Origin of the sequence: Campylobacter concisus (assembly GCF_003048615.2) — a bacterium.
Taxonomy (GTDB): Bacteria; Campylobacterota; Campylobacteria; order Campylobacterales; family Campylobacteraceae; genus Campylobacter_A; species Campylobacter_A concisus_C.
The window spans coordinates 870,953-883,980 of the sequence record NZ_CP049263.1 but is presented as its reverse complement, the minus strand read 5'-3'; the positions used below and the strand labels follow the sequence as shown (position 1 = coordinate 883,980).

At 41.7% G+C, this 13,028-nt stretch carries 16 protein-coding genes; 3 read left to right on the top strand and 13 right to left on the bottom strand.

The window, feature by feature from the left end:
- Positions 1–38: 38 nt before the first annotated feature.
- The gene (locus tag CVS89_RS04505; protein WP_107847817.1) at positions 39–1,847 is read right to left on the bottom strand and encodes a menaquinone biosynthesis decarboxylase; all 1,809 of its coding nucleotides are present in this window, start codon (positions 1,845–1,847) and stop codon (positions 39–41) included.
- A gap of 116 nt (positions 1,848–1,963) precedes the next feature.
- Here CVS89_RS04505 and CVS89_RS04500 point away from each other — a divergent pair, with 116 nt between their 5' ends.
- Complete coding sequence (locus CVS89_RS04500; protein ID WP_021085578.1) at positions 1,964–2,686, top strand: lecithin retinol acyltransferase family protein; 723 nt, start codon at positions 1,964–1,966, stop codon at positions 2,684–2,686.
- Positions 2,687–2,866: 180 nt separating this feature from the next.
- Here CVS89_RS04500 and CVS89_RS04495 read toward each other — a convergent pair whose 3' ends face one another.
- From CVS89_RS04495 to CVS89_RS04450, 10 genes are read right to left on the bottom strand one after another with little or no spacing between them, the layout of a single operon-like run.
- Entirely contained in the window at positions 2,867–3,232 is a 366-nt protein-coding gene (locus CVS89_RS04495; RefSeq protein ID WP_107847816.1) for an Imm10 family immunity protein, read from the bottom strand.
- A 2-nt stretch (positions 3,233–3,234) separates the two neighbouring features.
- Entirely contained in the window at positions 3,235–4,164 is a 930-nt protein-coding gene (gene hemC / locus CVS89_RS04490; RefSeq protein WP_107847815.1) for a hydroxymethylbilane synthase, read from the bottom strand.
- 8 nt (positions 4,165–4,172) lie between these two features.
- Positions 4,173–4,604: an FxsA family protein gene (locus CVS89_RS04485; protein ID WP_021089852.1), complete on the bottom strand. Its 432-nt coding sequence runs from the start codon at positions 4,602–4,604 to the stop codon at positions 4,173–4,175.
- The gene (locus CVS89_RS04480) at positions 4,601–6,301 is read right to left on the bottom strand and encodes a proline--tRNA ligase (protein WP_107847814.1); all 1,701 of its coding nucleotides are present in this window, start codon (positions 6,299–6,301) and stop codon (positions 4,601–4,603) included. The genes CVS89_RS04485 and CVS89_RS04480 overlap by 4 nt, the downstream gene beginning before the upstream one ends.
- Positions 6,291–7,574: a glutamyl-tRNA reductase gene (hemA, locus tag CVS89_RS04475; protein WP_002940193.1), complete on the bottom strand. Its 1,284-nt coding sequence runs from the start codon at positions 7,572–7,574 to the stop codon at positions 6,291–6,293. Before hemA ends, CVS89_RS04480 begins: the two co-directional genes overlap by 11 nt.
- A complete protein-coding gene (locus CVS89_RS04470; RefSeq protein WP_107847813.1) occupies positions 7,574–8,467 on the bottom strand; it encodes a polyprenyl synthetase family protein in 894 nt (297 codons plus the stop codon). The genes hemA and CVS89_RS04470 overlap by 1 nt, the downstream gene beginning before the upstream one ends.
- A 10-nt stretch (positions 8,468–8,477) precedes the next feature.
- On the bottom strand, positions 8,478–8,909 hold the full coding sequence (locus tag CVS89_RS04465; protein WP_107847812.1) for a hypothetical protein: 432 nt from the start codon (positions 8,907–8,909) through the stop codon (positions 8,478–8,480).
- A complete protein-coding gene (locus CVS89_RS04460; RefSeq protein ID WP_103637946.1) occupies positions 8,902–9,156 on the bottom strand; it encodes a DUF2018 family protein in 255 nt (84 codons plus the stop codon). The genes CVS89_RS04465 and CVS89_RS04460 overlap by 8 nt, the downstream gene beginning before the upstream one ends.
- A gap of 48 nt (positions 9,157–9,204) precedes the next feature.
- Positions 9,205–9,828, bottom strand: coding sequence for an HAD family hydrolase (locus tag CVS89_RS04455; protein WP_107847811.1), 624 nt, complete (start codon positions 9,826–9,828; stop codon positions 9,205–9,207).
- Positions 9,825–10,157, bottom strand: a complete 333-nt coding sequence (locus CVS89_RS04450) for a hypothetical protein (protein ID WP_087581825.1) — start codon at positions 10,155–10,157, stop codon at positions 9,825–9,827. Before CVS89_RS04450 ends, CVS89_RS04455 begins: the two co-directional genes overlap by 4 nt.
- A gap of 108 nt (positions 10,158–10,265) precedes the next feature.
- Between CVS89_RS04450 and CVS89_RS04445 the strand changes: the two genes are divergently transcribed.
- Entirely contained in the window at positions 10,266–11,537 is a 1,272-nt protein-coding gene (locus tag CVS89_RS04445; RefSeq protein WP_103602449.1) for an O-acetylhomoserine aminocarboxypropyltransferase/cysteine synthase family protein, read from the top strand.
- A gap of 38 nt (positions 11,538–11,575) precedes the next feature.
- Here CVS89_RS04445 and CVS89_RS04440 read toward each other — a convergent pair whose 3' ends face one another.
- Positions 11,576–11,767 carry a hypothetical protein gene (locus CVS89_RS04440; protein ID WP_199907213.1) on the bottom strand — a complete coding sequence of 64 codons (192 nt, stop codon included), beginning with the start codon at positions 11,765–11,767 and terminating at the stop codon, positions 11,576–11,578.
- Positions 11,768–12,150: 383 nt separating this feature from the next.
- Between CVS89_RS04440 and CVS89_RS04435 the strand changes: the two genes are divergently transcribed.
- Positions 12,151–12,342, top strand: a complete 192-nt coding sequence (locus tag CVS89_RS04435) for a hypothetical protein (protein WP_107847810.1) — start codon at positions 12,151–12,153, stop codon at positions 12,340–12,342.
- A 221-nt stretch (positions 12,343–12,563) separates the two neighbouring features.
- On the opposite strand, the gene CVS89_RS04430 is transcribed toward CVS89_RS04435, so the two are convergent.
- Positions 12,564–13,001 carry a hypothetical protein gene (locus CVS89_RS04430; RefSeq protein ID WP_021085477.1) on the bottom strand — a complete coding sequence of 146 codons (438 nt, stop codon included), beginning with the start codon at positions 12,999–13,001 and terminating at the stop codon, positions 12,564–12,566.
- Positions 13,002–13,028 lie beyond the last annotated feature (27 nt).

The following is a 13,028-nucleotide window of genomic DNA, read 5'->3' as shown; positions in this document are numbered from 1 at the left end:
CCTAATTTTTAAATTTATAACATTACAGCGATCAAAATCTACCCAAATATCTCAAATTTATGAAATAGCTCTGGCTCATCTTTTACCACGCCACGCCTAATAAGATCTGCCACCACTTCGCGCTTGCAGTCAGTTTGCATAGGCCAGCCACGAGTATATCCCTCCAGCTCACTCTTGCTCGTCGCATCCACGCAGAAATTTTCGCCATCTATGTAGATATCACGCAAGGCATCTATGTTATTTGTCACGCGCCAAAGCAGCATATATGGATTTTCTAGGTAGTTTTGCATATCCACGACGACTAGAAGCTTGAAAAATTCCTTAAATTCCAAAAGCTTAGAAAATAGCTCTTTTGCAGGGCGATCTTTTTCAAATTTAATCACACAAATAGGCGTTTTACTCTCTTTTTTAAACTGCCGAAGCTCTTTAACATTTGACGCAATGCTTTGAAATTTAGCCAAAAGTTCATCATCACTTAAGACCGCAGGGCTAAATTTACAAAAGTCCTGCGTCGCATCGATGCCAAGCTTGCCGCCAAAGCACGAGTTTGGACTGGCGTGATCGAGCTGATCGCACACACCTTGGCTTATCAGCACACTCTCACTGCCAAATTTATCAAGCACAAAGTCCGCAAATTTGTCGTATTCTGCTAGCTCTGGTGCATCGTTGCCCACAAAGATCGCGTGCTTTACAAAGCTCATCTGTCCAACTCCCCAAAATGCGTGCATCGCCTGCTTTGCATGAGCTGGATAAAGGGCATTTATCTTGGCTAAGATAAGGTTGTGAAAGACGCCATTTTCAGGCATATTGTAGTCAAGTAGCTCTGGCACGGTCGTTCGCAAAAGCGGCAAGAAAATGCGCTCGGTCGCCCAGCCCATATACTTATCCTCAAGCGGCGGCTTGCCAACCACGGTCGCGTGAAATACGGGGTCTTGCTTGCTAGTTATCGCCGTGACCTCCATCACTGGAAACGGTTCAACTGGCGTGTAAAAACCAGTGTGATCGCCAAATGGCCCCTCAAGCTCGCTCTTAGCAGTATCGACAAAGCCCTCTATCACGTAGTCAGCGTCGTGCGGGACGTAAATTTCATTGGTTAGCGACTTTACAAGCTTGGCTGGCTCTTTGCGGATGAAGCCGTAAAGCAGCAGCTCAAAGACGCCCTTTGGCAGCGGCGCTTGGCCGCACCAGATGTAGAGTGGATCGCCGCCTATTGCCACAGAGACTGGCATCTTACGGCCAGCACGCTTATACTCGTGAAAGAAATTTGCGCCGTCTTTGTGAATCTGCCAGTGCATGCCAAGGCGATTTTTATCATAAATTTGCAGTCTATACATGCCTAAATTTTGCAGCGCACCATCAAGACTTTGCGTATAGACCTGCCCCATCGTGATAAAAGCACCTCCGTCATGCGGCCAGGTCTTTAGCGCAGGCAGGCTCAAAAGATCGGCCTGTTCGCCTATAAATTTGACCTGCTGGCACTCGCCATCGCCCTTTAGCCTTTTGGTAAAAATCTTTCTCATGCTAAAAAGATAGGCCAAAAAGTCAAGCTTCTCTTTGAAATTCTCAGGTTTTTTAGGCTTTAAAAGCTTCTCTATCTCAGCTGCGATCTCATCAGGCTGCACGCCAAATATCAGCTCAAGCGCCCTTTTTGAGCCATAGATATTTGTAAGTACTGGGGCAAATTTACGCCCAGTTTTTTTGCAGACTGGGTTTGTAAAAAGTAGTGCTTGTGAGCCCTCGCGCTTGACCTCTATGTAGCTAGCGTGCGCGATCTCTAGGTCGATATCTACTGGCTCCTCGATCACCCTAAGTAGGCCATTATCTTTTAAAAGCTTGATGTAGTCCATATTTTTCCTTATAAATTTATACTTAGTTATCCAAATTTTAATAAAGTTAAATTTAGCAAATTTGGGCTAAATTTGTCGTTTTATTACGATTTTTAATAAATTTTATAGAGATAGATATGCAAAATTTACCAAAAATAGGCGATCACATCTTCGTAGACAGAAGTGTGCTTGGCGTAAAGCTTTACGAGCATCACGGCATCTACGTCGGAGATGATAAGGTCGTGCATTATAACGGCTTGGCGCGTGGGATCGTGCTTGAAAAAAGCTGTTTTGAGGAGATCTTAAGCAACGTCGTGCCGCTAGATAAACGCAACATCGCAAAGGTAGAGATGACTAGCCTCGAGGAGTTTGCTAGCGGCGATACTTGGCAGATAAAAGAGTATGCAAATGCGCCATTTAGCGGTCAGGAGGTGGCGCTTCGGGCTAAAGAGCGCATAGGCGAGCAAAAATACAACCTACTCATCAACAACTGCGAGCATTTTTGCAGCGAGTGCATATTTGGCGAGCATGTGAGCGAACAGGTGCAAAATGCGAAGCAAAATTCCGCCATTTTTAGCGAGATAGAGCCATATTTGGGGCAGATCATAGGTGAGCTTTTTAGTGCACAGACCAAAGATGAGATCAAAGAAACTCTCGTAAAATCATTTACCGCGCTTGCACAATTTACGAAAGATAGCGCGGAGAAAAAAGCTCGCGAGATGATAAAAGAAAACAGCGACAAGGCAAATTTGCAAATAGAGAAATTTATGGACAAAAATGCCAAAATGAACGCTATGTTTAAAAAGATCGGTGCGGACTTAAAAACAAAGATCGCAAAGGATTTTAATATAAAAATTTAGTCCGACTACGGTTTTGACGCTTGGTCAAATTTAAAAGGCGCTTTTAAATCGCGGCTTTATTTCTCGATATCTTATCCGCGTTTTGGCTTGCAGCATTTAGCACGCTAGGTAGCGTCACGTCTCCTGAAACGGCGGCAAATTTTAGAAAATTTCGTCTTTTTATCTCTAAATTTAAACAAATTATTTTGGTACGCTACACTCTAGCAGCTCGCCAAATATCTCTTTGCTATATTTCATAAAGCGCTCATTAAGCTTTACACCCTCGGTATCTACGCAAATGAGACTATCTTGCACCTCAAAAATGATGCTCTTATCAGTGATCTTCACCCTTTTGCAAGCGTTGTAGCAAATGTCGCCATTGCACTCGGCATATAGGCCGTTTATATCGGCGTTTTCGTCGTCACCTTTTTTTAGCGTGATCGGTCTTTGAAAGATTATGTAGTTTTTGTAGTTATATTTGTCGTCTGCAAGACCGATCATATAGTAGTTGTCTTTGCTATTTTTGGTAGCACTTATGACTTTTGCTTTAAATTTTAGCTCAAACACGCTTACGCCATCTCTTCAGCGCGCCTTAAAAGCTCTTTCGCCCCTTTTTCTATAAATTTATGCGCTAGCTCCTTGCCGATGCTTTGAAATTTATCTTTGCTACTCTTTAAACTATCTTTTATAAACTCGCTCCCATCAGGTAGACCAACGATCGCATCGATAGAAATTTCATCGCCTTTTAGCCTTGCGCTTATGCCTATTGGCACTTGGCAGCCACCCTCTAAAACGCTTACGAAGTCACGCTCTATGGTCGTTTCGATGACCGCATTTTCATCATTTAAAAAAGAGATCTCATCTAAAATTTGCTTCTCATCTCTAGCCTCGACGCCAAGAGCGCCCTGACCCATCGCAGGTATCATCTCGTCAAAGCCAAATGTGTAGATGTGCGCCACTTCAGCCTTTAAATTTAGGCGGTTTATGCCAGCCATCGCCAAAATGATCGCGTCAAATTCGCCCTCTTTTAGCTTTCTAAGTCTAGTTTGCACGTTTCCACGAAGCGAGATGATCTCAAGATCAGGCCTCATGATAAGCAGCTGCATCTTACGGCGCAGGCTCGTTGTGCCAACCTTTGCGCCATGTGGTAGGTCGCTAAATTTAGCAAATTTCTCACTTATCATCGCATCTCTAGTGTCCTCACGTGAGCAAATAGCCGCTAGTTTAAGCCCTTCTGGAAAGACTACTGGCACGTCTTTTAGGCTATGCACGGCAATATCAGTCTCGCCTTTTAGCATGCTATCTTCAAGCTCTTTTGTAAAAAGCCCTTTGCCGCCGATCTTTGCAAGTGGCGTGTCAAGGATCACGTCACCCTTTGTCTTCATACCCTCAAGCACGACCTTCACGCCCTTGTGCTGCGCCTCGATCCTAGCCTTGATATGCTCGCTTTGCCAAAGTGCTAAGATGCTCTTTCTAGTTGCTATTTTTATCTCTTTCATCATCTCTCCTAATTTACTCTTTTTGGCTCTTCGATGACCTCAACGTCGATGATCTCGCCATCATCTTTTTTACTGCCCTGCTCGCTAAAGTTTTGAAATTTAAACTCCTGATAGCTCTCATTTTTCGCTGCATTTTTCTTAAACACTAAAGAAAAAACGACCACGGCGATACCAAAAATATCTGTCAAAATCCCTGGCAAAAATAGCAGCGCTCCGCCAAAACTAAGCCCTAGCTGGCTAAATAAATTTCCACCAAGAAAGCTCTTAAACGCCACTTGAGGCGAATTTAAACTAGAAAATCCAGCATTAAAAAGAAGTGCGATGCCAACAAATCCAGAAACCAATACCTCAAGAAAGTAGTTTAAAAAGCCAAATTTATCAACAAAAAGATAGATAAACACAGCTTCTATCAAAAAAAACAAAAATGCAAAAAATCTCATAAGCTTTCTTTTATCTTTCTAAAGGCGTCGTTTGCCTCTATCGCCTCTTTGCTTAGCCCATCTCTTGTGATAAACTCAACCTTGCCATTTGCAAATTCTTTGCCCACGAGCAGCGCGTAAGGGAAGCCGATAAGTTCAAAATCATTCATCTTAACGCCAAATCTCTCGTTTCTATCGTCTATTATGACGCTAACGCCAGCTTTTTTAAGGCTCTCGTAAAGCTCAAATGCAAATTTCGCGCCCGCTTCATCTTTTAAATTTGAGATGATGATCTCCACGTCAAACGGCGCGCACTCTTTTTTCCAGATGCAGCCCTTCTCATCGTGGCTAGCCTCTATCATTACGGCAATCAGCCTGCTTATGCCAATGCCGTAGCAGCCCATCAAAAATGGCTTTGCCTTGCCATTTTCGTCAAGATATGTCGCGTTCATCGCAGCTGAATATTTATCGCCTAGCTGAAAGATATGACCGACTTCTATGCCTTTGCTAAGTTTTAAATTTCCGCCACAAACTGGGCATTTATCGCCCTCTTTTACCTTTACAAGGTCTTTAAATCTCTCTTCGTTAAATCCGCTAACACTAACGCCAACAAAGTGATAGTCTTTTTCGTTAGCGCCGCATATCATGTTGTTTGCGCCTTTTAGCTCGTTATCTATGAAAAATTTAATATCCTTTAGCCCAACTGGCCCGCAAAATCCAGCCACAAGCTCAGTTTTAGCCACGTCAGCCTCGCTAGCATCGACAAGCTCTAGCGCCTTGCAAGCATTTTGCGCCTTTGTTTCTTGAAGCTCATCATCACCCCTTACAAAAAAGACCACGACCTCTTCTTTATCCTCATAAATCGCCTTTTTCATAACAGCTTTTATGCAGTAAAACTCGCTAACTTTGAAAAACTCCGCCACATCTTTTATCGTTTTTGCATTTGGCGTTAGAAATTTAGCCGCATCCGCCTCTGGTGCCTCAGCCTCGCTAACTCTTGGCTCGCGTCTTGCAGCCTCAACGTTTGCAGCGTATCTGCAAGCCTCACAGCAAAGTATGTCGTCCTCGCCATTACTTGCAAGCACCATAAATTCTTTACTGCCGCTACCACCAATGGCTCCACTATCAGCCTCAACAGCTCTAAAATTTAGCCCCAAACGGGTAAAAATCTTACTATAAGTTGCCTCCATAAGGTCAAACTCACGCTTAAGATCCTCTTTGCTAGAGTGAAAGCTATAACCATCTTTCATCGTAAATTCGCGCCCTCTTAGCAAGCCAAAGCGTGGTCTTGCCTCGTCACGAAATTTGGTGTTTATCTGGTATAAATTTAGTGGTAGCTGCTTGTAGCTGGTCACCTTGCCACGCACCAAAGCAACGGCTGCCTCTTCATTTGTAGGGCTTATGACAAAGTCATTATCCTTTCTATCTTTAAAGCGCAAAAGCTCCTTGCCAAAGACGTTGTAGCGACCACTTTGCTTCCAAAGCTCGCCTGAAGTGACCACGCTAAAGCTCACCTCTAGCGCGCCAGCCTCGTTCATCTCCTCTTTTACCACGCGTGAAATTTTATCGTGCATGATCTTTCCAAGCGGCAGATAGTTATAAAGCCCAGAGCCAATCTGCTCGACAAAGCCACCTCTTATCAAAAACTGATGACTTGGCAAAGATGCATCTTTTGGCGCTTCTTTGGTCGTTGGGGCGTAAAATTCACTAAATTTCATCTATATCTCCTGCTTGAAAATTTTGTTCATCTTTTATGTCAAATAAAAATTTAACTCCGTTTGAAAGCTCGCTAGCTCTCTCCTCGTCTGCAAGCCCTTTTAGCTTCATCGTTGGCTGGTGCAAAAAGGCTTTAAAGACCTGATGGATGAGCTTTTGCGCTTCATCGTAATCGCTATGTTTTAAATAGCCCTTTTTCATCGCCTTTTCTAGCTCATTTTTAGCGCAAATTTCAGCCTGCTTGCGGATAGATTTTATAAGAGGCACGCTCATATCTTCTTTTAAAGTCTTTAAAAACTCGCTCGTATCTTGACCGACGATCGAGTAGGCCTTTTGCGCCTGTTCCTCTCTGAGAGCTAAATTTTTACGCACGATCTCCTCTAAGCTATCGACCGTATAGACGCTGATAAGCTCTGTGTTTAAAAGATCGATATCTCTTGGCACGGCGATATCAAAAAAGTATCTGTGAAATTCTCTTGGCTCGATGATCTCGCCTGTGATGATGGCGTGTGGGGCTGCGGTGCTTGAAAAGATGAGATCGTAGTTATTTACGTATTCTTTTAGTTTTAATATGCTATCCCAGCTCGCGTTATCTCCTAGGCTATCAACTAGCTGCTCGACGCGCTCGGAGCTTCTGTTTATGATGATCACTTCTGCACCGCTTGATATGAGGTGCTTTGCTGCTAGCTCACCCATCTCGCCAGCGCCCACGACGATAGCCGTTTTACCTTCAAGCGTGCCAAAAATTTCTTTTGCCTTTGCCACGGCGACGCTTGAAACTGAGATCGGGTTTTTAGAAATTTGAGTTTCGTTTCTAACCTTAGCAGCACACTTACATGCGTAGTGTATGATCTTGCTGATATCTTCGCCACATGAGTTGTTGTCATAGGCAAATTTAAAGGCATTTTTTAGCTGGCCAACGATCTGCGTTTCGCCAACGACTAGGCTATCAAGCGAGCTTGCCACGGCAAATAGGTGGTGGGCTGCACCGCTGTTTTCATAGATGTCAGCTCTCTCATAAAGCTCATCTTCAAAAACGCCTGAAAATATCGACATACACCTGATGATATGAGCAGTAGCGGCCTTTACATCCTCTACACTTGCTATGATCTCGACGCGGTTGCAGGTGTTTAGCACCATACTCTCTTTTATGTTTTTGTTTGAGTTTATCAGCTTTAAAATTTGTTCTTTTTTATCGTCACTATCAAAGGCAAGCTTTTCTCTAACCGAAATATCAGTGTTTTTATATGTAAAACTTATGTCTAAATAGTGCATCAAAATTCCCTATCTATCATGCTTTTTATGATCCCTTCAAGCTCGGCGTTTTTATACTCTTTTATCGCTTCTATCGCCTCACTTCCAAGCCTTTTGGCTTCATTTATAGCCTTGTTAAGCGAGCTAGTTTTATCAAAATTTTCTTTTAGCCATGAAATTTCGTCCGCGTTTAACTTCTTTGCCCAAAGCGATCTAAGCTTTGTTTTACCAGCCTCGTCCAGGCTCTTATAAAGATAAATGTAAGGAAGTGTCGTTTTGCCCTCGACAAAGTCGTTAAGCGCTGGTTTGCCAAGCGTTTTTTCATCTTGAGTGATGTCTAAGATATCATCAACGATCTGAAATGCAAGACCTAAATTTTTGCCATAAATGCCAAATTTCTCACTATCTTTGCCAGCTAGCTTTGCCCCACAAATAGCCGTGGCTTCTATCAAAACAGCTGTTTTATAGTAGATCATTTTTAAATATTCTTGCTCGTTTTCATTAAAATTTTCAGCCATTTTCACATCCATCATCTCGCCGATGCTTAACTTACTGACCGCGTCTGAGATGACAGCTGCGATGCTTGGATCAAATTTTGTAAGCTCGAAATAAGCCTTTGAATAGAGGATGTCGCCTAGCATGACTGAGTTTTTACTACCAAAAAGTGCGTTTATGCTTGGTTTGCCGCGTCTTATATTTGCCTCGTCTATGACGTCGTCGTGCAATAAGCTTGCAAGGTGGATGAGCTCGATGATAGCGCAAAGCTTAAGAGAAATTTCACTCTCTCCTGCGATCTTTAAAAGAAGTTTTGAGCGTAGCTTTTTGCCTGAGCTTATCTTTAAAAACATCTCAAACGCCTCTTTATAGCCAAGCTCGCTTATAAATTTGCTCATTATTTCATCGATTTTATCCATTTTTATCCTTCTATTTATCCTCGTGCGGATCTCTAAAACCCACATCCACACGCTTGCTCTCATCTAGCAGCGCCACCCTAAAATGCGCCTTTTTGTCCCTAAAATCAACAAATGATATGTAAAGGCTCACGCTCTCGTTTGGCGGCATCATAAAATCAGGCAAAACTCGCTGCATGTAGGTGTTTTGTCCTTGTCTTAGCGAAAAGACCATCTGCCTTGGATAGCGCCTAAAAAAGCTTTGCACAGTGATATTTGTGCTATCAAATAGCGTCCAACGAAAGTCAAAAGTCTCAACCCTTTGAGTTTTTTTCTCGGTTATAAAGACCCGCGCCCACTCATCTTTTTTAAGCTCAAACGTATGGACCGAATTTGGGTCAAAATTTGGCTCTTTTGCAAAGATAAGAGCGGACAACAAGGCTATGAGCGCAAAAATTCTACTCATTTTGGCTTAAAATTTCTCCGCTAAGCTCGATATACAGGTCATTTACTCCGTTATAAACTTTATCTTGCTCTGAGAGTATAAAATTTCTGATCTCATCTTCACTAATGCCATGCTTTTCGCAAAGCTCGCTCATAGCCACAAATTTCTCAAAAATTTTATCTATCTCGTTTTTAACTAAAACGGCATTTGCGTTAAACAAAATGTCATAAAATTTATCCCTCGCACTGCCCTCAAATATATCTATCATCGCTGTTTCTTTGAAAATTTCTTAAGATTATAGCCAATTAAAACTAAGTTAAAAATTTAATATTATCTCCCAAGCCTCGCCAACATTTTTGGCGTTATACGTGGCACTTTTGCTCTCCTCGCCAAATCCCCAACAAACTTGCACGTAAGGCATATTTGCGTTTTTAGCGGCTAGCTCGTCTTTTAGGCTATCTCCTATAAAGATCGCCTTGTTAGCCCCAGTTTTACTAACAGCTAGGTGAAGCATCGCAGGATCTGGCTTTTGCGGTATCTCCTTGCTAGCGCCGATGACCTCGTCAAATAGCTCATAAATTTCATTTTTCTTTAAAATTTTCTCTAGCGTATCGTGTGGTGCGTTGCTTGCCAAAACGACCTTATAGTGAGCCTCTTTGCACTTTTGCAAAAGCTCTTTTACGCCCTCATAGGTAGTCGCACACTCATCGTAAAATTTCTTAAATTTCTCTTCAAAACCCTCTTTTAAGCTCCTGCTTGGCGTGTCGATGCCGTAAAACTCAAGGGCTAAATTTCTACCTGGCTCATTGATCGCTTTTATGATAAATTCTTTTTCAAGTGGCGGCAAATTTAGCTCACCTCTTACTTCATTTACCGTTTTATATATCGCCTCGCCGCTATCGATCACAGTGCCATCCATATCAAAAATAACTACTTTCAATCCTCATCCTTAAATTTATTTTTATGCTTTTCTTTTTTATATGTCTTTTGATTTTTTAGCTTATCAAGTAGATTTGCCGCCTTTAAAAGCTCCTCTTTTGAGGCATTTTTGATAAGTAAATTTATAAAATTTTCTAGCGCCTTTGAGTATGGCTGATCAAGATAAACGGCCTCTACTTTTTCGATGACTTTCGCGTTTTTCTCAACTCTTTGGCGAAACTCAGTCTCGTCAAAGTCATCTCTTTTTAGCCCATTTATCGCTGATTTTGCAAATTTTTCTAGCGCACGAAGATATTTTACACGTTTAAATTTGTCCGTGACTTGGTTCAAATTTTTCCTTTTTTTTTGGCAAATTATATCAAAATTTGATTTTATCCCCTAAATTTTGGCTTTGCTAATGTATAATTTACGCCAAAATTACTTAAACAAGGAGCAAAAATGAGGCAAGAAACCGCTGCGATCCACGTAGGCTACGACACAAACGAGGGCTTTGGCACGATGGCTGTGCCTATTTTTCAAAGCACAGCTTATGACTTTGGAAGTGCCGAGACAGCAGCTGCTAGGTTTGATCTAAAAGATAACGGCTACATCTACACAAGACTTAGCAACCCAACGACAGATATCTTTGAAAAAAGGGTCGCCGCACTTGAGGGCGGAGCCGCTGCGATAGCGACGGCAAGCGGTCAGTCAGCTTTGTTTTACAGCATCATAAATTTAGCCCAAGCAGGCGATAATATCATCATCGCTAAGAAAATTTATGGCGGCACGACAGTGCTTTTTACGCACACGCTGAAAAGATTTGGCATAGAGGCTAGAGTCTTTGACAGCGACACAGCTGATGATCTGGAGAGTTTGATAGACGAAAAAACTAGGGCTATATTTTTTGAAACGCTTTCAAATCCGCAAATTTCTATCCCAAATATCGAAAAAATCGTAGAAATCGCAAACAAATATGGCATCATCAGCATCACTGATAACACCGTGCCAACGCCTATCATCTTTCAGCCACTTCGCCACGGCGTCGATGTATGCGTGCATAGCGCTAGCAAATATATGAGCGGTCAGGGCCTTAGCCTAGCAGGTGTTGTTGTAAGTGCAAATCACCTAAACGAGAAGCTAAAAGGCAACAAGAGATATGAGCACTTTAACGTGCCAGATGCGAGCTATCACGACATCGTTTATGCTGATATGACGGATCGTTTTGATATCTACACGCTAAGAATGAGGCTTGCTATCGTGCGCGACATCGGCGCTGTGATATCTCCGTTTAACTCTTGGCAGCTCATACAAGGGCTTGAAACGCTTGCTGTTAGGGTTGAGAGACACTCGCAAAACGCGCTAAAAGTGGCTAAATTTCTAAACTCTCACAAGCATATAAAAAGCGTAGCATACCCAGGGCTTGCCGACAACGTAGATCACGCAAAGGCGCAAAAATACTTTAAAGATGGCATGGCAAATGGACTATTTTGCTTTGAGACTGATAGCTTTGAGCGCGCAAAAAAGATGCTAGAGCGCGTAAAACTCTTTAAGATCGTGGTAAATATCGGCGATACAAAGTCGCTCATCACGCACCCAGCATCGACTACGCACCAGCAGCTAAGCAGTGAAGAGCTCATCAAAGCTGGCATCACAAAAGAGCTGATAAGAGTTAGCATAGGCCTTGAAAATGCTGAAGATCTGATAGCTGATCTGGCTCAAGCCTTAGAATAAACAAATTTCTAGCTCATTTTGGGCTAGAAATTTAAAATTTACTCAAGCTTGCCGCATATCCTCTCGCACTCTTTTGCATGCCTTATAAATTTTATAACGATGTAGATGACAAGTAGCGGCACGCTTATATACCAAAATGCAAAAAAGGCGAGTATAAAAAGCATAAATAAGAATGTTGCGAAATATACTAAGACAGCAAGGATGATACTATCAAGCATTTTGCCTACCATTTTGCTAGTGTTTTGGTGATTTTATAAAAAGCAAAATAAAACGAGACTGAACGGATTTGTTTTGGTAAGCTAAGCGGTTAGTGAAGTTAAATTTTAGTAGGTAATTTTGCATATATGAAGCTCTGGCAAATTTTAAAATTTCATGAGCGAGTAATTTCGGCTCTGATTTTAGTGGCAAGCTTTGCGAGACCTAAAATCAGTAGTCAATTCTTGCGAGTGAGCGGAATTTTAAAATTTACAAAGACAGCTTGATTAAATTTGTCAGTTTTTTTATTCAAAAGGGAGACAAGGAGACTCGAGTTACGGTCTGCTTGCAGTTGCGAGACGAAGCCGAGTAAAACCCCTCGCACGTTAGAGGTGCATGCTCCAGCGCTTCGCACTGCATGCAGTTAAAAAACTACGGCAAATTTTATTTATCACGCCAGATAAGCATCTGGCAAATTTTAAAATTTTATGAGCGAGCATATCACGCTTCTAAATTTAGTGGCGAATACCTTATGAGCCCTAAATTTAGTAAGTTGCTAAGGCGAGTGAGTAAAGTTTTAAATTTGCCCCAAGATGTAAATTTGAGCTAAGCTGTAAGCGAAGCCAAATTTTAGTAGGTAATTCTTAGGGGTGAATGAAAGTTAAAATTTGCAGGCAATCTAATCAAATTTAAATGTTTGTTTCTTTGTTAAGAGAGAAAGGCTTAAATTAAAAATCCTCTTAGCTAGTATAACGTTATGGGTGCAGATAGTGCTAACACACTACCTGCTTTTTATTGGATTTTCTAATAAATTATTTTATTAAATTTATCTCAAACGATGTCTTCAAAAACTTCAAATTTATCTTGATTTACAAGCATCTCAAGCAAGACACCGTAGTTATCTTTTATCTCATCTTGAAGTTTTATAGCAAGCTCTTTTGCGTCTTTTCCGTCTTTTGGATAGGTAACTACTAGATCGATCGGCTCAGCGTTTAAAAACTCTTGTATGCCAGTTAGTAGCTCGCTAGCGCCTCTTTCGTTTGTGCCGTGAAGCACGACTACGTAGTGTTCGTTTTCTCTTATGACAACGTCTGTTTGTCTTAGGATTTTTTCAAAAATTTCGCCATATTCTTTACTATTTGGCAAAGAAAAATATATCAAAGATAAATTTTTCGCATAGTCCTTTACGTTTTTGTATCGCTTTATAAAAGCTATCTCAAGATCGATTATTGATAAAATATCAACTGCCGAGAAGATTTTTGCCGCCATTTTTACACTCCTTTTTTTGCGGTTTTG